Raw genomic sequence first — 20,495 nt, forward strand, 5'->3', positions numbered from 1 at the left:
GGGCGCCTCGCCCCCAACAGCTATCCCCGGCATCACCCCCCTCAGGAGCGTCCCCGTGACGAGCACCGATCAGCAGCCCTTCCTGTCCGTCAGGGATCTGAAGGTCCACTTCTCCACCGAAGACGGCGTCGTCAAGGCCGTCGACGGCCTCACCTTCGACCTGGCCAAGGGCAAGACGCTCGGCATCGTGGGCGAGTCGGGCTCCGGCAAGTCCGTCACGAACCTGACGATCCTGGGCCTCCACGACCGCGACCGCACCGCCATCGACGGGGAGATCCTGCTCGACGGCAAGGAGCTGCTGACCGCCTCCGAGCGGGAGCTGGAGCAGCTGCGCGGCAACAAGATGTCGATGATCTTCCAGGACGCGCTGGCCTCGCTGTCGCCGTACCACACGGTCGGCCAGCAGATCGGCGAGACGTACCGCAAGCACACCGGCGCCTCCAAGAAGGAGGCCCGGGAGCGGGCGATCGAGATGCTCAAGCGTGTCGGCATCCCGCAGCCGGACGTCCGGGTGGACGACTACCCGCACCAGTTCTCCGGCGGTATGCGCCAGCGCGCGATGATCGCGATGGCGCTGGTCTGCGACCCCGAGCTGCTGATCGCGGACGAGCCGACCACGGCGCTCGACGTGACGGTCCAGGCCCAGATCATGGACCTGCTCAAGGACCTCCAGCAGGAGTTCGGCACGGCGATCATCTTCATCACCCACGACCTCGGCGTCATCGCCGACATCGCGGACGACGTCCTGGTGATGTACGGCGGCCGGTGCGTGGAGCGCGGTACGAAGAAGGAGGTGCTGCGCGAGCCGCAGCACCCGTACACCTGGGGCCTGCTGGGCTCGATGCCGAGCCTGGACGGCCCGGTCGACGTCCCGCTGTCGCCGATTCCGGGGTCGCCGCCCTCGCTGCTCAACCCGCCGTCCGGCTGCCGCTTCCACCCGCGGTGCACCTTCACGGAGAAGGTCGAGGGCGGGCTGTGCTCCACCGAGCAGCCGCTGCTGAAGATCACGGACGGGCGCGGTGCCGCCTGCCACCTCACGGCGGACCAGCGCCGCGAGTTCTTCACCGACTACGCCGCGACCCGGTCGCACTGACGTAACTGAGACGGGACTTCACCATCATGAGCAACACGAACCCCCTCCTGGACGTCACCGGACTGACCAAGCACTTCCCGGTGATGGGAGGCTTCCCCTTCAAGCGGAAGATCGGCGCGGTCCAGGCCGTGGACGGCCTCGACTTCCAGGTCGCCGAGGGCGAGAGCCTGGGCCTGGTCGGCGAGTCCGGCTGCGGCAAGTCGACCACCGGACGTCTGATCACGCGTCTCCTTGAGCCGACGGGCGGCACGATCTCGTACCGCGGCCAGGACATCACGCACGCCAAGCGCAAGCAGCTGGCGCCGGTCCGCTCCGAGATCCAGATGATCTTCCAGGACCCGTACGCGTCGCTGAACCCGCGTCAGACGGTCGGCAAGATCATCTCGGGCCCGATGGAGATCAACGGGATCAACCCGCCCGGCGGCCAGGAGAAGCGCGTACGCGAACTCCTGGAGACGGTCGGCCTCAACCCCGAGCACTACAACCGCTTCCCGCACGAGTTCTCGGGCGGTCAGCGCCAGCGCATCGGGGTGGCGCGCGCGCTCGCTCTGGAGCCGAAGCTGATCGTGGCGGACGAGCCGGTCTCCGCTCTCGACGTCTCGATCCAGGCCCAGGTGGTGAACCTGCTCCAGGAGCTCCAGAGGGACCTGGGCATCGCGTTCGTCTTCATCGCCCACGACCTCGCGATCGTCCGCCACTTCTCGGAGCGCGTCGCGGTCATGTACCTCGGCAAGATCGTGGAGATCGCCAACCGCGAGGACCTGTACGCGAACCCGCGCCACCCCTACACGCGCGCGCTGCTGTCCGCCGTCCCCGAGGCCACGGCGGACGACGTCCCGGCCCGCGAGCGCATCCTCCTGACCGGCGACGTGCCCTCGCCCTTGAACCCCCCGTCGGGCTGCCGCTTCCGCACCCGCTGCTGGAAGGCCACGGACAAGTGCGCGACGGAGGCCCCGCCGCTGGTCCAGGTGGAGGGCAACAAGGAGGGCCACCTGACGGCGTGCCACTACCCGGAGACCACGGCGGACCTGGCGGTCCCGGCGGCCTCGGCGGCCTCGGCGGCCCGCAAGTCTCTCTGAGCCCCCGGCGACGCCCCTGACACACCCCAATCCGTCGGGGCGCCGCCGCATGGGACCGACCTTCACCGGCCCATTGACCCGAGCCCACGAATGTCCGGTTCCCGGGGGACGAAGGCCCGCACCCCTTATGAGGTGCGGGCCTTCGCTTTCGCTTGGGCGTGGGTGTAGCCGGCCTCGCTAGCCTCACGACATGGACTACGCGAAGATGCGTGTGATCGCCGAGGAGCTCATGGCATACGCCGAGCGCCTCGAGGGATCCTGGAACGTGGAGATCGGCCCTTCCGGCCCGTTGCTGGTGTCCGAGATCGTCACCAACTCCTACCGGCACTCCGCCATGGAGACGTACGTCAGCATGGAACGCACCCGGGAGGACTTCCGCGTCACGGTCTGGGACCACGGTCCGGGCCGGCCGATGCCTCGCACTCCTGCCGACGGCGACGAACGCGGCCGCGGGCTCGGCATCGTCGAGGCCTGCGCCGATCAGTGGGGCGTACGGGATTATCGGCACGGCAAGGCGGTCTGGTTCAGCGTCGCCCCCAACGACGCGACGCCCGAGCACGCCGTACAGGCAGGGAAAGCATGGGCGGCCCATCCCGCGGCGTCGGCTGAAGCGCTCAGATTGCGCCGCTGACCTGCGGCGATGTGGCGCGCGCCGGGTCCGGCTGAGCTCAGCCGATGTGCCCGTGCTCGGTGGCACGCCGAGCCGACACTTCCGCTTCGGGATGTGCCCGTGCCGGTGGCGTCCGACCCTGGATGCAGGGGCCCTGGTGAGCGGCAGCAGGCTCGGCCCCTTGCCTGGCGCATGAGCTCGGACCGAGCCGGACTGGAAGGTGAACGTCGCAATGAAGACACCCCCGATCGTTTCGCCACAAGAGTGGGAGGCGGCGCGCCAGCAGCTGCTGGTGGAAGAGAAGGAGCTGACCCGCGCCCGTGATGTCCTGGCCGCCAAGCGCCGGCGGATGCCGTGGGTGGCGGTGGACAAGGAGTACGAGTTCGAAGGCCCCGAGGGCAAGGTGAGTCTGCTCGACCTGTTCGGGGGGCGCCGTCAGCTGATCGTTTACCGCGCCTTCTTCGAGCCCGATGTGTACGGCTGGCCCGACCACGCCTGCCGCGGCTGCTCCATGGTGGCGGACCACGTCGGCCACCTCGCCCATCTGAACGCCCGCGACACCACCCTCGTCTTCGCCTCACGCGCGCCGCAGCCGGAGATCGAGCGAGTGAAGGCGCGGATGGGCTGGAACATCCCCTGGTACACGATCACCGACGATTTCGACGCCGATTTCGGTGTGGACGAATGGCACGGCACGAACGCTTTCATCCGCGAGGGCGACAGCGTCTTCCGCACCTACTTCATCAACGCCCGCGGCGACGAGGCATTGGGGAACACCTGGAGCTACCTCGACATGACAGCGCTCGGGCGGCAGGAGGCCTGGGAGGACTCGCCCGAGGGCTACCCCCAGACGACGCCGTACGAATGGTGGAACTGGCACGACGCCTACGGCGACGCCGACCCGGCGCCGGAGTGGCTGGCCCAAACCCGCCGCGGCCCAGGAGCCCTGACCGACTGACCCCCTCACAGCGCTGGGCCCGGCCGACCACCTCGCCCACCAGGCCCCGCCGCCCCGAACCCTCGGCGACGGCAGGACGCCTGCGACCCCGCAATCACCTCAGGCCCGACAGGCCCGACAGGCCCGGTCCAAGTCCAGCTCCCCCACAACCTGGTCCCCGCTCATCTCCCCCGTACGACGGAACCCGAGCCGCAGATAGAACTCCTCGGGTCCGCCCTCCCCCTCGGCCCACGTCACCGTGACGCGGGACTGGCCGCGTCGGCGGATCTCCTCGGAGACGGACTCGACGGCGAAGCGGCCGTAGCCGCGGCCCTGGCGGCCGGCGGCGATGTTCAGGCGCCAGAGGCCAGAGCGGGGGCGGTCGTCCGGGTCGTCAGGGTTGAAGCGGATGTCGAAGAAGGCCATCACGAAGCCGACCGGTTCCGCGCCGTCGACGATCAGGCGGGGCCAGGCCTTGTCGGGGTGCACATAGGCCTCGGCCAGTGACTTCACCACCGGGGAGACGAAGCGCTCCTGGTCCGGCCGCACCCTCAGTGCGATGGCGGCGTCGACGTTGTCCGGCGTCACCCTTTCCAGGCGCAGATCAGCCATCGTTGGCCCAACTCCCCTCACTGCTGCCACACGCCCGGATGACGTTCACCCGAACGGAGTACACGAATCTCAGGACGCACAGGTCACGCCCGGTGCCAGGTTGCCGTACCCAGGAGAGGCGCGTTGAGTCGGATACGGCGCGCTCGGGGGCTCTGGGCGCCTGCGTGTGCACAGGCTGTCACCAGCCGAAATGGAGGCGTCATGTCCGACATTCCCCCGCCGATCACTCCCTACCTTGAGCCCGCAGCAAGGGAACTGACCGAGGCCACCGCTCCGCATCCCCGTATCTACGAGGTACCGCCGGAGCAGGGACGCGAGATCCTGGCCGGGCTGCAGAGTGGCGAGGGCGTCGAACGGCCGGAGGTCGACGAGGAATGGGTGACCGTCGACGCCGGGGAATGGGGGCAGGTCCGTACGCGGATCATCAGGCCGAAGGGTGCCACCGGCCCGCTGCCCGTGGTCTTCTACATCCACGGCGCCGGCTGGGTCTTCGGCGACGACAAGACACACGACCGCTTCTTCCGGGAACTGGTCGTCGGGGCCGGTGCCGCGGGGGTCTTCCCTGACTACGACCGTGCTCCCGAGGCGAAGTACCCGACCCAGGTGGAGCAGAACTACGCGGTCGGCCAGTGGATCGCCGAGCACGGGGCCGAGCACGGTCTCGACGCCGGCCGCGTGGCGGTGTGCGGCGATTCGGTCGGCGGCTGCATGGCGACCGTCTTCGCGCTGATGAACAAGGACCGAGGCGGTCTCGATCTCACGGCGCAGGTCCTCCTCTACCCGGTTGCCAACGCTGCTTTCGACACCCCGTCCTACCGTCAGTTCGCGGAGGGCTACTACCTCACCCGCGACGGCATGATCTGGTTCTGGGACCAGTACTCCGATCCGGCGCAGCGCACCGAGGTCTACGCCGCGCCGCTTCAGGCCTCGGTCGACCAGCTCAGGGGCCTGCCCAGGACCCTCCTCATCACCGACGAGGCGGACGTCCTGCGGGACGAGGGCGAGCAGTACGCCAACAAGCTGCGCGAGGCCGACGTGGACGTCACCGCCGTCCGCGTCCTCGGCATCGTCCACGACTTCCTGATGCTGGACAGCCTGCGCGACACCCGCGGCGCCAACGTCGCACGCCACCTCGCCATCGACGCGCTCCGCACCGCACTCCACGACGAGTGAGCAGCCCCGGACCGAGAACCTCGCTACCCCAACTCCCCGCGCTCCACGCAGAATTCATTGCCCTCGGGATCCGCCAGAACGACCCAGCCGCCGCCGTCCGGGCGGGTGTGGTCCGCGATCTGCCGGGCGCCGAGCGCGATCGCCCGCTCGACCTCCGCCGCCCGGGTACGGCCCTGGGGCTGAAGGTCGAGGTGGATGCGGTTCTTGGCCGACTTGTCCTCCGGGACGTGGACGAAGAGGAGCGTCGGGCCTCCGGACGGGTCCACGATCACCGCCTCGGGGTCACCGGGCTTGTCGTCGTCGGCGAGCGGGCGGCCGAGCAACTTGCTCCAGAACAGGGCGAGATCGTACGGGTCGCCGGTGCAGTCGAAGGTGATGTGACGGATGGTGGGGCTCAACGGCCTTTCCTCCCCCATGGCTTAGTACCCCGTCCTGCCGTCGGCCATCTCACGCAGGATGTCGAGGTGGCCGTTGTGGCGGGCCGTTTCCTCAATGAGGTGGAAGAGGATCCAGCGGAGGTCGACGTGCCGGCCGTCGCGAACGGGGCGCTTCGCGGTGGCGTCGAGGTCGTGGTCGGCGACCAACTGGCGGTAGCGGGCGCTCTGCTCCTCGTACTCGGCCAGGAGCCGGGCCAGCGGGATGCCGACGGCGATGCGCATCTCGCGGTCGGGGTCCTCGTCCGTCCAGGGCCCCTCGTCCTCCTCGCCGAGGAACACCACGTGGAACCAGAAGTACTCGACCCAGCGGAGGTGACTGATCAGCCCGCACAGGGTCATCAGCGGGGAACCCGGCAGCGGGGCCTTGCGGGCGTCCTCCGGGGAGACGTCCTCGCACTTGGCGCGGGCGGTGGCGCGGACGTAGTCGAGGAAGGTGGCCAGCTGGGTGCGCTCGTCCCAGGCGGGGGGCATGTCGGTGCGCGTCGTCTCAGTCATCGGGGTGCAGCATTCCCGTCCACCCGTTCGATGTCGAGCGATTAAGAACCTCTGTCACTGCGGGGCAGTCGCCGCCCGCGGACCCCAGGCGCCGCCTTCGAGGACGACCCGCGCCACGACCCCGGTTCGTGGTTCGAGCGGGCCCCCGGGCTGAGACACTGCTGCGGTGGCTGACCGTTCGTTCACTGACCCCTCGCTCGCTGCCCTGTACGACGCCCTCAACCCATGGGGGCCGAGTGACGACTTCTACCTGGACCTGGTGATGTCCGCGCGGTCCGTGCTCGATGTCGGGTGCGGGACGGGGCGGCTGTTGGAGCGGGCACGCGTGGCCGGGCACGAGGGGCGGCTCTGCGGGCTCGACCCCGCCGCGGCCATACTGGTGCAGGCGCGGCGGCGAGGAGCCGCCGTGGAGTGGGTGCTCGGGGATCTCCTCTCCACGTGGTGGGAGCGGGAGTTCGACCTCGTCGTGATGACCGGGCACGCCTTCCAAGTGCTCGTCGGGGACGAGGAGTTGCGCTCCTGCCTCGCGGCGATTCGGCGTGCCCTCACCGACGACGGCCGGTTCGTCTTCGAGACGCTGAATCCCGCCGTCCGGGCGTGGGAGAGGTGGACCCCGGACCGCGTGCGGGAGGTCACGGACGCCGACGGCGAGGTCGTACGGGTCTGGCACGAGGTCGAGACGCCCGTGAGCCGCGATCGGGTGACGTTCACCGAGAACTTCGACCATCCGAGGTGGGAACGGCCGCAGGTCAGTCGCAGCACGCTGCGGTTCCTGGGCCCGGACGCCCTGGACCGGTTCCTCACCGAGGCCGGGCTCGTCGTGGCGGAGCGGTACGGGGACTGGGGGCGGGGGCCGCTGACCCCCACCTCCCCCGAGATCATCACCGTGGCCCGACCCGGGACGCCCTAGCGTCTCTGATTGGGTTAGCGATCCCTGGTGTTGCTCAGGGGCATAGGCCAATCGCCTTCGTGCCCTGGTGCTGAACGGCCGGAACCGTCAGCCCGCGTGGCACGTCCCTCCGACGCTGGTCGGCCAAGTCGCATGACCTCACCGAGGAGGGTGCCCGACGTCGCCTGGGCGCCGGGCGCGCACGTGACACTCTGCAACAGAAACACTACGTTCCGCTAATCCGACTGGAGAGCCTACCGAACGTGCGCGACCTCCCTAGTCCTCCGCCCCCTCCGCGATCTCCTCCTCCAGCGCCACCAGCGCCGGGTCCAGCACGATGTCCTCCGCCCGTGCCTCGATCGTCGGGTCCTCCGGGAAGTGGCAGGCCGTCAAATGGCCGTCCGCGTTGCCCGACAGCTGGATCAGCGGAGGCTCTTCGTTCGCGCACTTGTCCTGCGCCTTCCAGCAGCGGGTGCGGAAGCGGCAGCCGGAGGGCGGTGAGATCGGGGAGGGGACGTCGCCCTCCAGGCGGATGCGTTCCTTCTTCTCGGCGTCGATGTCCGCCTCGGGGACGGCCGACATGAGGGCGTGGGTGTACGGGTGGCGCGGGCCGGTGTACAGCGACGTACGGTCGGCGATCTCCACGATCTTGCCGAGGTACATGACCGCCACGCGCTGCGAGAAGTGGCGGACGACGGCGAGGTCGTGGGCGATGAAGACAAACGCGATGCCCATCTCCCGCTGGACCTTCTGGAGCAGGTTCACCACCTGCGCCTGGATCGACACGTCGAGCGCCGAGACCGGTTCGTCCGCCACGATCAGCTTCGGCGAGAGCGCCAACGCCCGTGCCACGCCGATGCGTTGGCGCTGACCGCCGGAGAATTCGTGCGGGAAGCGGTTGTAGTGCTCGGGGTTGAGGCCGACCGTCTCCAGCAGCTCGCGGACGCGGGCCTCCCGGCCTCCCGGCGGATTGACGCCGTTGATCTCCATGGGAGAGGAGATGATCGTACCGACCGTCTGGCGCGGATTCAGGGAGGCGTACGGATCCTGGAAGATCATCTGGATCTCGGAGCGGATCGGGGACAGCTCCCGCCGGCTGGAGCGGCTGATGTCCTTGCCCCGGTACGAGATCGTGCCCTGCGTGGGCTCCAGGAGACGCGTCAGCAGCCGTCCCGTCGTGGACTTGCCGCAGCCCGACTCGCCGACCAGGCCCAGGCTCTCGCCGGGGAAGACGTCGAAGGAGACGCCGTCCACGGCCTGTACGGCGCCGATCGTGCGGCGGATCGGGAAGCCGCCCTTCACCGGGAAGTACTTCGTCAGGTCGCGCACCCGCATCAGCGGTTCGGCCGGGTCCACGTCCCGCTGCCCCGGGATCGTCTCGGCCACGACCGCGGTCTTCTCGTCGCTCACAGCGTCGCTCACAGTCAGTCAGTCCCCTCAGCCCAGCCTGGGCCGAATCGTCTCGGTGAAGATACGGCTCTTCTGGTCCAGGGTGAGGTGGCAGGCGGCGCCGCGCCCCACCGGCAGTTCGGGCCGGACGTCCACGCAGCGGTCGGAGCCCTCGACCTCGCCGCGGAAGGCGCAGCGCGGATGGAACGGGCACCCCGAGGGAGGGTTCAGCAGCGACGGGGGCGCGCCCGGGATGGGGGTCAGCGGCTCGTCCACGTCCGCGGCAAGGCGCGGCATGGATGCCAGCAGGCCCCAGGTGTACGGGTGTTGCGGGGACTTGAGGACCTCGCGGACCGTGCCGCGTTCGACCGCCCGGCCCGCGTACATCACGAGCAGGTCGTCCGCCATGTTGGCGACCACCCCGAGGTCGTGGGTGATCATGATGATCGCGGATCCGAACTCCTGCTGGAGGTCCTTCAGGAGGTCCAGGATCTGCGCTTGGACGGTCACGTCCAGGGCGGTCGTCGGCTCGTCGGCGATCAGCAGGTCCGGGTTGCAGACCAGCGACATCGCGATCATCGCGCGCTGGCGCATACCGCCGGAGAACTGGTGCGGATAGTCGTCCACGCGCCCTTTGGCGTCGGGGATGCCGACCTTCGTCAGCATCTCGATCGCCCGGTCCCGCGCCTCCCTCTTGGAGGCCCCGGTGTGCTTGCGGAACGGCTCGCCGATCTGCCGCCCCACCGTGTAGTACGGCGACAACGCGGTCAGCGCGTCCTGGAAGATCATCGCCATCTTGTTGCCGCGCAGCTTCTCCAGCTCGGGCTCGGTGGCGGTGATCAGTTCCTTGCCGTCGAGGACGATCTCGCCCTCGATCGTGGTGGTCCGCGGGTTGTGCAGGCCCAGGACGGTCAGGTTGGTGACGGACTTCCCGGACCCTGACTCGCCGACGATGCCGAGCGTCGTGCCGCGCTCCAGGTCGAAGGAGAGACCGTCGACCGCCTTGACGACGCCGTCCTCCGTGGAGAACCGCACATGCAGGTCGCGGACCGACAGGAACGCGTCGGACCCGGTGGGAGCCGGGGCGTCCTCGGGCTTGGTGAGTGTGGTCACTGAGAGATCTCCTCAAGCGCTAAGACAGCCGCACACGCGGGTCGATCAGGGCGTACAACGCATCCACGATGACGTTGAGCAAGAGAATGAACGCGGCGCTGAAGAGCATCACGCCCATGAGTTTCGGCAGGTCCTTGCCGACGACGGACTCCACGGCGAGCCGGCCGATGCCCGCGAGGCCGAAGGTGAACTCGGTGACGATGCCGCCGCCGAGCAGCGCGGAAATGTCGATGCCGAGGATGGTGACGATGGGGATGAGGGAGCCGCGCCAGGCGTAACGGAAGAAGACGTATCTGCCGGTCATGCCCTTGGCGCGGGCCGCGCGCACATGCTCTTCCTGGAGTTGCTCGATCATCGTCGAGCGCGCCATACGGGTGTAGTTGGCGGTGAAGATCACGGACATGACGACCCAGGGGATCAGCAGGCCCATGAACCACGCCGCCGGATTCTCGGTGAACGGCACGTACTTCGGCTTGTCCAGCCAGCCGGTGCTGTAGACGAAGATGCCGAGGACGATCGGGCCGAGGAAGTAGATCTGGAACGAGCTGAGCACCAGCGAGACGCTGGAGGCCGTCTTGTCGAGCCAGGTTCCGCGGTAGCGGGCGGCGATGAGGCCGGTGCCGAGGCCGACGAAGAGGAAGACGATGAGGCCGCCGAGGGTGAGGGACAGCGTCAGCGGGAACCGGTCCATGATCGTGTCCCAGACCATCTCCTGGTCCCGGAAGGACACGCCGAAGCAGGGGGCGGGGCAATGGCCCACGGCGAAGTCGCGCCCGACGAACACGCCGGAGAGGAACTTCCAGTACTGCACCCACAGGGGATCGTCCAGGCCCAGGTTCTTGTGGATGATCGCCACCGCGTCCGGTGTGCAGTTCTTGCCGCAGGAAAGCGTCGCCGGATCCTGGGGGATGGCGTAGTACATGAGGAACGTGGCGAGGCTGATCAGCAGGAGGATGAGCATCGCGCCGAACGTCCGGCGAAGGAGAAATCGAAGCATGGCGGAACGCTGCTCTCGGTACGGCGGCCAGGGACAGGAGCGCCCGGGGGCGCACTCAGCGGAGTGCTGATGTGCTGAGTGCGCCCCGGGAGGATGGTCAGCTCTTGAGGAAGACCTGGGTCGGGTCGGTGTAGCTGGTCACCGTGGAGTAGCGCAGGCCGCCCACGTTGGAGCCGGCGATCTGGAACACCTTGGTGTAGTAGATCGGCGCCGCCGGGTTGACCTTCTCGCTGATGTACTGGTTGAGCGCGGTCCAGGCCTTCGCGGACTCGGCGGCGTCCGTGATCGTCTGGATCCGGGCGATCTCCGAGTTCACGTGGGCGTCGTTGATGTGCGCGTAGTTCGACGCACCGTCCTGGATCTGCGTGCCGTCGTACAGCGGCGGGAAGACGGTGTTGGCGGACGGCCAGTCCTGGCCCCAGCCGGTCATGTAGAGGTCGAAGCCGTTCTGGACCTTGCCGACATTCTCGTACCAGGTCGCGGCGTCGATCTCCTTCTTCTGGACGTCGAGGCCGATCTTTTCAAGGGCATTCTCGATGAGGACGGCCTGCTGCTGGCGGACCGGGGCGTTGGCGTAGGCGTAGACGACCTTCTTGCCCTTGGCGCCCGCCTCCTCGATCAGCTTCTTGGCCTTCTCGAGGTCGCCGTTGGGCTTCTTGGCCCGGCCGAACGGGTCGTAGTCCTTCTGGTAGCCCGGAGTGGTGGGCGACATCAGGCTGTTGGCGACCTCACCGCCGTACGCGCCGCCGTCCGCCTTGAAGACCGCCGTGGCCGGCATGGCGTAGGTGATCGCGTCGCGGATCTTCTTGTCCTTGATGCGGTCCATGTTGAAGTTCAGCTGCCACACGTACGGGGCGTAGCCCTGGATCGTGCGCTTCATCGCCGCGGGGTCGGAGACGACCTTCTGCACCTGGGTGGTGGCGACCTGACCGGTCATCATGATGGCGTTCTTGGCTTCGCCGCGGTCGGCGAGGAGCGTCTTGGTCTGGTCCTCGTCGTCGTGGTTGATGTCGATGTTGAAGCCGTCGACGTACTGGTGACGCATCGGGTCGGTCTTCGCGTCCCAGTTGGTGTTCTTGACCAGCTTCACGCTCTTGCCGGCCTTGAGCTCCGAGATCTTGTACGGGCCGACGGCGACCGGCTTGGTGTCGTACTTCGCCTTGGTGTCCGTCTTCTGGGGGACGATCGAGTAACCGGCCATGGCCAGGGCCTGCGGCAGGTCGGGCTGCGCGGTCTTGAACTTGAAGACGATCGTCTTGTCGTCGGGCGTCGCGAGGACCGTGTCCGGAAGGTGCTTGCCCTTGTAGGGGCCCTCGTACGCCTTGCGGTAGGCGGTGCCGCTCCCCGACAGCCACTGCTGGACGTAGGTGGGGCCGTCCGTGATGATCGGGTCGTAGAGCCGCTCGATGGTGTGGCGGACGTCGGTCGAGTCGATCACATGACCGGTCTCGTCCTTGATGCCGTCCTTCAGCGTGTACGTCCAGGTCTTGCCGCCGTCCGAGATCTTGCCGGGGTCGGTGGCGAGGTCGCCGACGACGGTGAGGCCGCCCTTGGCGTCCTCCTTGTACGTCGTCAGGCCGCGGTAGATGAGCTTCGAGAGCAGGCCGCCGTCGCTGACGTAGATCTGGGCCGGGTCGAGGTGCGAGAAGTCGTCCTCCTCGTACACCTGGATCGTGCCGCCGGGCTTGGCGCCCGGGACCTCTTCGGCCGGTCCCGTCGAGTCGGCGGCCGTACCCATCTTCACGGCCGCGGACTGGGCGGCGGCCTCTTCCTTGTTCTTGCTCTTGTCCGTGTTGTCGCCGCTGTTACTGCTGCTGCAGCCGGCCAGCGCGAGGGCGCCGGCCGCGACCGCGACGACGGCGGTTCGCGCTCTGCGGGAAGTGAGGATGCTCATGAAGTCGAGTCCACCTGCCTGTGAGTTGTGATCAGTGATCCACTGGTGCTGCTTGGCAGTGCACGGCCGGTCGTCGCCGGCTCCCGGGTGGCAGCGGCACCCCGTACTCGGAGATCAACGGCCCGTCTTGGGATCGAAGGCGTCCCGGACCGAGTCACCGAGGAGGTTGAACGCCACGACGAAGACGACCATGGCGACACCCGGGAAGAACATGTAGACGGGGTCCTGTTCGTAGATGTCCGACCCGATGGCGAACATCCGGCCCCAGTCGGGGGTCGGTTCGGTGTAACCGACGCCGACGAAGGAGAGAAAGGCGACCGAGAGGATGGTGCCGGGCAGCATGTACGTGCCCTGCACCAGGATCGGTGTGACGAGGTTGGGCAGCAGTTCCTTGCGGATGATCCGCCACGGCGAGGCGCCCGCGACCCTGGCGGCCTCGACGAACTCCCGCTCGCGCAGCGAGAGGGTGACCGCCCGGACCAGCCGGGCGAGGCCCATCCAGCCGAGGAGCCACAGCACGCCGACGATCGCGAGTGCGCGGACGTAGGTCGGTGTCTCCTCGTCGGGGGCGACGAACACCGCGGTGATCACGGGCATCGCCGCGATCATGAACAGCTGGTTCGGAAAGGCGAGCGCGAAGTCCGTGAGCCGGCCGAGCCAGTAGTCGATCCTGCCGCCGAAGTAGCCGCCGACCAGACCGATCAGGACGCCCATGATCACCATCGCGAGCGTCGCCGCGAGCGCCGTGTACAGCGAGGTGCGCATGCCGTACAGGAGCTGCATGAACACATCGCGCCCGAGATTGGGTTCGATCCCGAACCAGAACTCCGACGTGATACCGCCGTTGGGGCCCGCGGGCATGTTGAACTCGTTCAGGAGCGTGGGGTCGTCCTGCCCGTAGAGCGTGTACGGGTCCTTGCCGTACAGCTTCGAGATCAGCGGAGCCAGGGCGGCGATCAGGAAGAAGAAGAGCACGATGTACGCGGAGACGACACCGGCACGGTCGCGCTTGAACCGGCGCCACATCAGCTGGCCGGGCGAACGGCCCTCCAGCTTCTCCGGCTCGTCGGAACGCTTCTGCTTGATCTTCTCGTCGACCTCGGCGGAGGCTTCCGCGCTCTCGATCTCGATCGGACTGGTCATGATTCGTCCATTTCATGGGTACGCCGAGCCCGCGGCCGCCGTCACAGGGTGCGGACGGCCACAGTTCGGACCATGCGGATCAGGAGAGACGTCTGCCTAGTTGTCGCGGTGCGCAAGGGCGCGGAATGCGGCAACTCGCTGATGAACACGCGTAGTTGGCATCTGGTGCCTCCTCATGACTCAACCGGTGCACGGACAGGAGGGGCCCTTGACGAACCTCCGACACCCCTGACGGAAGGTCAAACACCCCACTGTGCTCGTGAGTCGGCGCTGTCCCCACAGCGCATGACCCATTGACCCGAGCGTTGCGGCTAACTATGTGACATGAGCCAGATAACCGACCACAGCCTTTAGGTCTCGGTTCCATCACAGCTGACGCTTAGATCTTCCAAAATCTGGACAAATTGATCCGCCGGAGAAGCCCGCGAAACGGACGTGTTACATGCCTATCGGGCGGGGAGTTCCGCATTTCGGACACGTCGGGGCAGAAAAACCGGTTGAAAAAAGCCCGGGTGCCCCCAACATGGGGGCACCCGGGCTCAGTCGCCGATGGCTCCGGTGGATCAGCCGTAGCGACCGATCGGATTCAGCCGTTCCGGCCGGTGTCGATCAGCCGTGACGGCCGATAACGATCAGCCGGATCAGGCCGATGAGGATCAGCCGTGCTTGGCGCGGCTCGCGGCGCGGGCGCGCTCGCGGGCGTCCAGGTTGACCTTGCGGATGCGAACGGCCTCCGGGGTCACCTCGACGCACTCGTCGTCGCGGCAGAACTCGAGGGACTGCTCCAGCGAGAGCTTGCGCGGCGGGACGATCGCCTCGAACGAGTCGGCCGAGGACGACCGCATGTTCGTGAGCTTCTTCTCCTTGGTGATGTTCACGTCCATGTCGTCGGAGCGCGAGTTCTCGCCGACGATCATGCCCTCGTACACCTCGGTGCCGGGCTCGGTGAACAGAACGCCGCGCTCCTGGAGGTTCGTCATCGCGAACGCGGTGACGGCGCCAGCGCGGTCGGCGACCAGCGAGCCGTTGTTACGGGTCGCCAGCACGCCGAACCAGGGCTCGTGGCCCTCGTGGATCGAGTGCGCGATACCGGTGCCGCGGGTGCTGGTGAGGAACTCGGTCCGGAATCCGATGAGGCCACGGGAAGGAACGACGAACTCCATGCGGACCCAGCCCGAGCCGTGGTTGGACATGTTGTCCATCCGGCCCTTGCGGACACCCATGAGCTGCGTGACCGCGCCCATGTGCTCCTCGGGGACGTCGATCGTCATGCGCTCGACCGGCTCGTGGACCTTGCCGTCGATCTCCTGGGTGACGACCTGCGGCTTGCCGACGGTCAGCTCGAAGCCCTCGCGGCGCATCTGCTCGACCAGGATGGCGAGCGCGAGCTCACCACGGCCCTGGACCTCCCACGCGTCCGGGCGCTCGGTGTCGAGCACACGGAGGGAGACGTTACCGATCAGCTCGCGGTCGAGGCGGTCCTTGACCTGGCGGGCGGTGACCTTGCGGTCCTTGACCGCGGACTTCGCGTCCGCGCCCTTGCCGGTGCCGCCACGGCCGACCAGCGGCGAGGTGTTCGTACCGATCGTCATCGAGATCGCCGGCTCGTCGACCGTGATCAGCGGCAGCGCGATCGGGTTCTCGGGGTCGGCGAGGGTCTCGCCGATCATGATGTCCGGGATACCGGCGACGGCGCAGATGTCACCGGGGCCGGCCACCTCGGCGGGCTTGCGGGTGAGCGCCTCGGTCATCAGCAGCTCGGTGATGCGTACGTTGCCGATCGTGCCGTCACGCTTGATCCACGCGACCGTCTGGCCCTTGCGCAGCTCGCCCTGCTCGACGCGGAGCAGCGCGATACGGCCGAGGAAGTTGTCGGCGTCCAGGTTGGTGACGTGCGCCTGGAGCGGCGCGGTCTCGTCGAACGACGGGGCCGGGACGGACTCCAGGATGGTGGTGAAGAAGGGCTCCAGGTTGTCGCTGTCGGCCGGGACGGTGCCGTCCTCCGGCTTGGTCAGCGAGGCCACGCCGTCACGGGCGCAGGCGTAGACGATCGGGAACTCGATCTGGTCCTCGTCAGCGTCGAGGTCGAGGAAGAGGTCGTACGCCTCGTTCACGACCTCGTCGATGCGCGAGTCCGGGCGGTCCGTCTTGTTGATGCACAGGATGACGGGCAGGCGGGCCTGCAGCGCCTTGCGCAGCACGAAGCGGGTCTGGGGCAGCGGGCCCTCGGAGGCGTCGACGAGGAGGACGACCGCGTCGACCATCGACAGACCGCGCTCGACCTCGCCGCCGAAGTCGGCGTGGCCGGGGGTGTCGATGATGTTGATCGTGATGGCCTCGCCGCCATCCTTGGGGTGGTACTTGACGGCCGTGTTCTTGGCCAGGATCGTGATGCCCTTCTCACGCTCCAGGTCATTGCTGTCCATCATGCGGTCGTCGAGCGACTCGGCGGCGTGCGCGGCGAAGGCACCGGCCTGCTTGAGCATGGCGTCGACCAGGGTGGTCTTGCCATGGTCGACGTGGGCGACGATGGCGACGTTGCGGATGTCGTGGCGCGTGGCCATATTGAGGCGCTTCTCCCGGGGTGAGTGGACGGCCTCCGCTGCGCGGGGCCTGCCGGGCTGAACACGCCACGGCCTTACCCCATGGTACGTGGCCCCGGAGGAGGCGGCCTCCGCAGGTCCACACCCCCCTGGCGGGGAGCCGTCCCATACGTGCCGCTGGGGGCGGCAGCCCACCCGCAGCAGCACGACGGCGCCGCGGGCGCCAGACGATCGTAGCTGCGGGCAGTCGTGCCGCTGGGGCGGCACGGGTGGGCGCAGCGGCACCCCGTCAACGCAGGGCTGCGTACCGCCCCCCGAGCCCAGCCCCGGTGCCGGGAACCTTGGTGCAATAGGGCACCCGGCGCTGGGGGCTGTGCCCACCCGTCCCGCCCCGCGGGACGACTGCCCACAGCGGGAGCGGGACGGCGGCTCCACAGCGGTAGCGGTGGTGGCGGCGGGCCTAGTTCGACGGGCTCGCCGCAGGCCGGGGCGGCTTCTTCAGGAAGCCCATGTCCTCGTACACCGGGGTCTGGAAGCCGAAGGCTCCGGTGTTGGCCAGGGAGGTGCGGGCGGCGGTGAGCTGGGGGCGCTGGTAGAGGGGGATGGAGCCGGCGGCGGCCCAGATGCGGGCGTCGGCCTTGCGGACCAGCGAGCGCGCCTCGTCCTCGTCGAGCTCGGCGATGGCCTGGTCGAAGAGCTGGTCGACCTGGTCGGTACCGACACGGGTGTAGTTCTGCTCGACGCTCAGGGACCCGTCGGCGGCCGGCACCGGCTTCGCGAAGATCGGCCGCGCGTCGGTGGCCGGGAAGGCAGACGCGGGCCACGAGTACAGCGCCAGGTCGTACTGCCCCGAGGCGATGTGGTCCTTGAAGTAGCTGTCGTCCGAGACCTTGGACAGCTCGGCGCGGACCCCGATGCGCTCCAGCATCCGCGCGATACGGTCGGCGACCGTGCGCAGGGCCTCCGCGCCGGGCCCCGAGGGCAGCACGAAGCGAAGCGTCAGCGGCTTGCCGTCCTTGGCGGCGAGTGCCCCGGCGGCGGCGCCCCCGGGAGCCGCCGTGCCCGCGGGAGCGGCCGTGCCCGCGGGAGCGGCCGTGCCCTTGGGCGCGTACGCACCCGGCGCCCCGCCCGGGTGGTTGGCGTACTGCTTGCCGTCCATGTGCTGGCCGGCCTGGTCGTCCGCCTGCTGGTGCTGCGTCGTCTGGTCCTTGGGGTCCTTCTTCTCCCGGTCGGCCTCGGCGGGCTTGTTGTCCTCGCCGACGATGTACTCCCCGTCGTCGCCGGGGCCGTCCCCGGAGTCGGAGTCCGCCTTCTTGCCCTTGGCCCCGGCGGCGTTCTCCTCCTTCTGCTCCGTGACCGGCCCGCCGGGCACCCATCCGGCATCGGCGAGCAGCGCCCGCGCCTCCTCGGTGTCCTGGCCGCCGAGGGCGCCGCTGTTGTCGGCGTACGCCTGCTGGCCGGAGAGGGCGAGGTGGCTGCCGACCGGCACGGCAGGCAGCCCGAGCGGCGAGAGGACGGCCTGGGCGAGTTCCTTGCGGTCGAGAGCGCGGGCCACGGCACGGCGGACGCGCTCGTCGGCGAGCGGGCCCTGGGCGCCGTTGAGGGCGAGCTGGGTGTAGATGGGTTCGAGGGACTTACGGACCACGAAGTCGCGCAGTGCCACCTGCTGCTCGGGATGCTCGGCGATCGCCTTGCGCGTCCTCGGGGACACCCCGGGCCCCGTCAGGGGCTTGCTGCCGCCGTCGCGGGCGGCGAGGGTGATCCGCTCGGCCTGGGAGGGGTCGATCTCGGCCAGGTCGAGCCTGCCCGCGGCCAGCGCGGCGGCTCGCTGGTCGCGGGGAACGGCGACCAGGTCGATCTCGGCGAGCTTGGTGGGACGGCCCCACCAGCGCGGGTTGCGGGTGAGGGTGACCTGGGCGTTCTTGCGGTCCACCGCCTTCAGCGCGAAGGGCCCGGCGGTGACGTTCAGCTTCTTCCTCGCCCCGTCGTTGAAGGTGTCCGGGGTGCCCATGACGTCCTTCGGGTACAGCGGCGAGAACAGCGACTTCCAGTCGGCGTAGGGGCGGCTGAAGGTGACGCGGACCTCAAGGTCGTTCTTGCCGCGCTCGACGCTCTCGATGCGGTCGTAGCCGGCGTTGCGGGCCGTCCAGTACGCGGTGTCCCTGCCGGACAGGGCGCGCCACTGGGCGGCGAAGTCGGCGGCGCCGATCTCGCGTCCGTCGCTCCAGACCGCCTGCTGGTTGAGCTTGTAGAGCACGACCTGCTTGGGCTCGCGCTCGACGATCTTCGCCGACTCCAGGTAGTCCGAGTTGGCCTGCGGGCGCCCGTTCGGGTCGAGCCGGTACATCGACGGCAGTACGGCACCGGCGACCCGCGAGGTCGCGGAGTCGGCGTCCGCCTGGAAGGTGTTCAGCGTCTCCGGGACGGCGTCCACGGCCCAGCGCAGGGTGCCGCCGTCGGCGATCTCATCCCGGGACGCGGGCGCGATGTCCTGCCCCGCGACGGGTTTGCCCGCCTCGTCCTCCGCGCTGCACGCGGCGAGTGCGGGTACCGCGAGTGCGCTCGCGGTGAGGAAGGCGACCGAGCGCAGCACCGCGCGCAGTCCGACGCCGTCGTGGGACATCTCTGCTACCTCCGATGAGCCGCTCCCGCCGGTGACATTAGATGTGATCTGTCCACATTTGGCGGTATTTTGGAGTTGATCAGATCTATGGCCCCACTGAAGAGGAAAGGGTTCGTCTGCCGGGGGCGACACGGCGGCAGGGACACCGAAGGTCACCCGTGCGGCCCAACGCACACCCCCGGCGCACACAGAGCGCATGCGAGCGTGCAGAGGAGGCACGCAATCCGCCAATCGATGCACATGCCTTCCCACCGGCCGGTGTGACGCGCAACACTCGCAGGCGCATGAACGTTGCCGCCCAGGGCCCGATGCCCACGGAAGTGAGGTCACGTCATGTCCGTGCAAGACGACCTGATGACAGTCCAGCGCTGCCTCGACGACCTGTCGCGGTCGGTGAGCCGCCTGGAGCAGGAGATCGGCAGCGGCGGGATCGACATACGCCGCGTCCGCACCGACGCCGACCATCTGCGCGAGAGCGTCGCGCTGCTGCGCGAGACGGCACCCCGCGTCACCTCGTCCGGCCGCCCCGACCTCGTGCCCATCCCCGACACCCCGTACGACGACACCCTGTGGACGGACTCGGACGACGAGGGCCTCGGCGCCCGCGACCGGCACGCCCCCTGAACCGACCGGAGTCATGACTTTGGCCACTGGTACGGAACCACATCCGAACAGCGGCGGCGTACGGACCGGTACGCGCGCCGCGATCGACGCCCCGCATCTGCGGACCGACCGCTGGTGGCTGGCCCCGGCCGCCACGGCGGCCGGTCTGCTGGCGTTCATCGTCTACTCGACGTGGCGGGCCTTCGCCGACGCCGACTACTACGCGGCGCCGTACGTCTCGCCGTTCTACTCGCCGTGTCTGGCCGAGCGGTGCGAGACCATGCGCGCGGGCCCCAATGCCGACCTCTTCGGCAGCTGGTGGGCGATCTCCCCGGCGATCATCATCCTGATCTTCCCGCTCGGCTTCCGCCTGACCTGCTACTACTACCGCAAGGCCTACTACCGCGGCTTCTGGATGTCGCCCCCGGCCTGCGCGGTGGCGGAACCGCACAAGAAGTACACCGGCGAGACCCGCTTCCCGCTGATCCTGCAGAACATCCACCGGTACTTCTTCTACGCGGCGATCCTCGTGGCGGGCGTCCTGACGTACGACACCGTGCTCGCCTTCCGCGACGAGCACTACAACTGGGGCCACATGGGTCTGGGCACCGTGGTCTTCCTGGTGAACATCGTGCTGATCTGGGCGTACACCCTCTCCTGCCACTCCTGCCGGCACATCGTCGGCGGAAAGCTCAAGCACTTCTCGCAGCATCCCGTGCGCTACCGGGCATGGCAGTTCATCGGACGACTCAATGAACGCCACATGCTGCTGGCCTGGACGTCGTTGGTGAGCGTGGCACTCGCCGACTTCTACGTGTATCTGGTCGCGTCCGGCGCCTTCGACGATCCGCGCTTCTTTTAGATT

Annotated in this window: 18 protein-coding genes; 8 read left to right on the plus strand and 10 right to left on the minus strand. The window is 68.6% G+C overall.

What is annotated here, in order from left to right; genetic code table 11:
* Window positions 1-55 precede the first annotated feature (55 nt).
* The 4 genes from C4B68_RS14050 (at window position 56) to C4B68_RS14065 (ending at window position 3,740) form a co-directional block, all read left to right on the plus strand.
* Window positions 56-1,093: an ABC transporter ATP-binding protein gene (locus C4B68_RS14050; RefSeq protein WP_099499683.1), complete on the plus strand. Its 1,038-nt coding sequence runs from the start codon at window positions 56-58 to the stop codon at window positions 1,091-1,093.
* 26 nt (window positions 1,094-1,119) lie between these two features.
* The gene (locus C4B68_RS14055; RefSeq protein ID WP_099499682.1) at window positions 1,120-2,172 is read left to right on the plus strand and encodes an ABC transporter ATP-binding protein; all 1,053 of its coding nucleotides are present in this window, start codon (window positions 1,120-1,122) and stop codon (window positions 2,170-2,172) included.
* Between the two features lie 190 nt (window positions 2,173-2,362).
* Window positions 2,363-2,803: an ATP-binding protein gene (locus C4B68_RS14060; RefSeq protein WP_099499681.1), complete on the plus strand. Its 441-nt coding sequence runs from the start codon at window positions 2,363-2,365 to the stop codon at window positions 2,801-2,803.
* Between the two features lie 211 nt (window positions 2,804-3,014).
* Entirely contained in the window at window positions 3,015-3,740 is a 726-nt protein-coding gene (locus C4B68_RS14065; protein WP_099499680.1) for a DUF899 domain-containing protein, read from the plus strand.
* 99 nt (window positions 3,741-3,839) lie between these two features.
* Here C4B68_RS14065 and C4B68_RS14070 read toward each other — a convergent pair whose 3' ends face one another.
* Window positions 3,840-4,331 (minus strand): GNAT family N-acetyltransferase, encoded by a 492-nt coding sequence (locus C4B68_RS14070; protein ID WP_099499679.1) that lies wholly within the window; start codon window positions 4,329-4,331, stop codon window positions 3,840-3,842.
* Between the two features lie 201 nt (window positions 4,332-4,532).
* Here C4B68_RS14070 and C4B68_RS14075 point away from each other — a divergent pair, with 201 nt between their 5' ends.
* Complete coding sequence (locus C4B68_RS14075) at window positions 4,533-5,504, plus strand: alpha/beta hydrolase (protein ID WP_099499678.1); 972 nt, start codon at window positions 4,533-4,535, stop codon at window positions 5,502-5,504.
* A gap of 23 nt (window positions 5,505-5,527) precedes the next feature.
* Here the strand turns inward: C4B68_RS14075 and C4B68_RS14080 are convergent, their stop codons facing one another.
* Window positions 5,528-5,920 carry a VOC family protein gene (locus tag C4B68_RS14080; RefSeq protein WP_099499677.1) on the minus strand — a complete coding sequence of 131 codons (393 nt, stop codon included), beginning with the start codon at window positions 5,918-5,920 and terminating at the stop codon, window positions 5,528-5,530.
* Between the two features lie 3 nt (window positions 5,921-5,923).
* On the minus strand, window positions 5,924-6,436 hold the full coding sequence (locus C4B68_RS14085; RefSeq protein WP_240634345.1) for a DinB family protein: 513 nt from the start codon (window positions 6,434-6,436) through the stop codon (window positions 5,924-5,926).
* Between the two features lie 166 nt (window positions 6,437-6,602).
* On the opposite strand from C4B68_RS14085, the gene C4B68_RS14090 reads away from it, so the two are divergent.
* Entirely contained in the window at window positions 6,603-7,346 is a 744-nt protein-coding gene (locus C4B68_RS14090) for a class I SAM-dependent DNA methyltransferase (RefSeq protein ID WP_099499676.1), read from the plus strand.
* Window positions 7,347-7,601: 255 nt separating this feature from the next.
* Here the strand turns inward: C4B68_RS14090 and C4B68_RS14095 are convergent, their stop codons facing one another.
* From C4B68_RS14095 to C4B68_RS14125, 7 genes are all read right to left on the minus strand, one after another.
* A complete protein-coding gene (locus C4B68_RS14095) occupies window positions 7,602-8,660 on the minus strand; it encodes an ABC transporter ATP-binding protein (RefSeq protein WP_180289191.1) in 1,059 nt (352 codons plus the stop codon).
* A gap of 102 nt (window positions 8,661-8,762) precedes the next feature.
* Window positions 8,763-9,827 carry an ABC transporter ATP-binding protein gene (locus tag C4B68_RS14100; protein WP_099499674.1) on the minus strand — a complete coding sequence of 355 codons (1,065 nt, stop codon included), beginning with the start codon at window positions 9,825-9,827 and terminating at the stop codon, window positions 8,763-8,765.
* A gap of 19 nt (window positions 9,828-9,846) precedes the next feature.
* Complete coding sequence (locus C4B68_RS14105; protein WP_099499673.1) at window positions 9,847-10,824, minus strand: ABC transporter permease; 978 nt, start codon at window positions 10,822-10,824, stop codon at window positions 9,847-9,849.
* Between the two features lie 97 nt (window positions 10,825-10,921).
* The gene (locus C4B68_RS14110; protein ID WP_099499672.1) at window positions 10,922-12,718 is read right to left on the minus strand and encodes an ABC transporter substrate-binding protein; all 1,797 of its coding nucleotides are present in this window, start codon (window positions 12,716-12,718) and stop codon (window positions 10,922-10,924) included.
* 114 nt (window positions 12,719-12,832) lie between these two features.
* Complete coding sequence (locus C4B68_RS14115) at window positions 12,833-13,861, minus strand: ABC transporter permease (protein WP_099499671.1); 1,029 nt, start codon at window positions 13,859-13,861, stop codon at window positions 12,833-12,835.
* A gap of 656 nt (window positions 13,862-14,517) precedes the next feature.
* Window positions 14,518-16,425 (minus strand): translational GTPase TypA, encoded by a 1,908-nt coding sequence (gene typA / locus C4B68_RS14120; protein ID WP_099499670.1) that lies wholly within the window; start codon window positions 16,423-16,425, stop codon window positions 14,518-14,520.
* Window positions 16,426-16,864: 439 nt separating this feature from the next.
* Entirely contained in the window at window positions 16,865-19,027 is a 2,163-nt protein-coding gene (locus C4B68_RS14125; protein WP_099499669.1) for an ABC transporter family substrate-binding protein, read from the minus strand.
* Between the two features lie 333 nt (window positions 19,028-19,360).
* Here C4B68_RS14125 and C4B68_RS14130 point away from each other — a divergent pair, with 333 nt between their 5' ends.
* Both C4B68_RS14130 and C4B68_RS14135 read left to right on the plus strand, forming a co-directional pair.
* Window positions 19,361-19,651: a hypothetical protein gene (locus C4B68_RS14130; RefSeq protein ID WP_099499668.1), complete on the plus strand. Its 291-nt coding sequence runs from the start codon at window positions 19,361-19,363 to the stop codon at window positions 19,649-19,651.
* A 13-nt stretch (window positions 19,652-19,664) separates the two neighbouring features.
* Complete coding sequence (locus C4B68_RS14135) at window positions 19,665-20,492, plus strand: hypothetical protein (RefSeq protein WP_180289177.1); 828 nt, start codon at window positions 19,665-19,667, stop codon at window positions 20,490-20,492.
* Window positions 20,493-20,495: the final 3 nt, after the last annotated feature.

It is taken from the genome of Streptomyces dengpaensis, assembly GCF_002946835.1.
Taxonomy (GTDB): domain Bacteria; phylum Actinomycetota; class Actinomycetes; order Streptomycetales; family Streptomycetaceae; genus Streptomyces; species Streptomyces dengpaensis.

Bases quoted from the DNA above. Each gene is read 5' to 3' on its own strand.
- C4B68_RS14110 (WP_099499672.1), bottom strand. From the start codon at position 12,718: ATGAGCATCCTCACTTCCCGCAGAGCGCGAACCGCCGTCGTCGCGGTC.
- typA (WP_099499670.1), bottom strand. From the start codon at position 16,425: ATGGCCACGCGCCACGACATCCGCAACGTCGCCATCGTCGCCCACGTC.
- C4B68_RS14075 (WP_099499678.1), top strand. From the start codon at position 4,533: ATGTCCGACATTCCCCCGCCGATCACTCCCTACCTTGAGCCCGCAGCA.
- C4B68_RS14130 (WP_099499668.1), top strand. From the start codon at position 19,361: ATGTCCGTGCAAGACGACCTGATGACAGTCCAGCGCTGCCTCGACGAC.
- C4B68_RS14125 (WP_099499669.1), bottom strand. From the start codon at position 19,027: ATGTCCCACGACGGCGTCGGACTGCGCGCGGTGCTGCGCTCGGTCGCC.
- C4B68_RS14060 (WP_099499681.1), top strand. From the start codon at position 2,363: ATGGACTACGCGAAGATGCGTGTGATCGCCGAGGAGCTCATGGCATAC.
- C4B68_RS14105 (WP_099499673.1), bottom strand. From the start codon at position 10,824: ATGCTTCGATTTCTCCTTCGCCGGACGTTCGGCGCGATGCTCATCCTC.
- C4B68_RS14135 (WP_180289177.1), top strand. From the start codon at position 19,665: ATGACTTTGGCCACTGGTACGGAACCACATCCGAACAGCGGCGGCGTA.
- C4B68_RS14055 (WP_099499682.1), top strand. From the start codon at position 1,120: ATGAGCAACACGAACCCCCTCCTGGACGTCACCGGACTGACCAAGCAC.
- C4B68_RS14065 (WP_099499680.1), top strand. From the start codon at position 3,015: ATGAAGACACCCCCGATCGTTTCGCCACAAGAGTGGGAGGCGGCGCGC.
- C4B68_RS14115 (WP_099499671.1), bottom strand. From the start codon at position 13,861: ATGACCAGTCCGATCGAGATCGAGAGCGCGGAAGCCTCCGCCGAGGTC.
- C4B68_RS14070 (WP_099499679.1), bottom strand. From the start codon at position 4,331: ATGGCTGATCTGCGCCTGGAAAGGGTGACGCCGGACAACGTCGACGCC.
- C4B68_RS14085 (WP_240634345.1), bottom strand. From the start codon at position 6,436: ATGACTGAGACGACGCGCACCGACATGCCCCCCGCCTGGGACGAGCGC.
- C4B68_RS14095 (WP_180289191.1), bottom strand. From the start codon at position 8,660: ATGCGGGTGCGCGACCTGACGAAGTACTTCCCGGTGAAGGGCGGCTTC.
- C4B68_RS14080 (WP_099499677.1), bottom strand. From the start codon at position 5,920: ATGGGGGAGGAAAGGCCGTTGAGCCCCACCATCCGTCACATCACCTTC.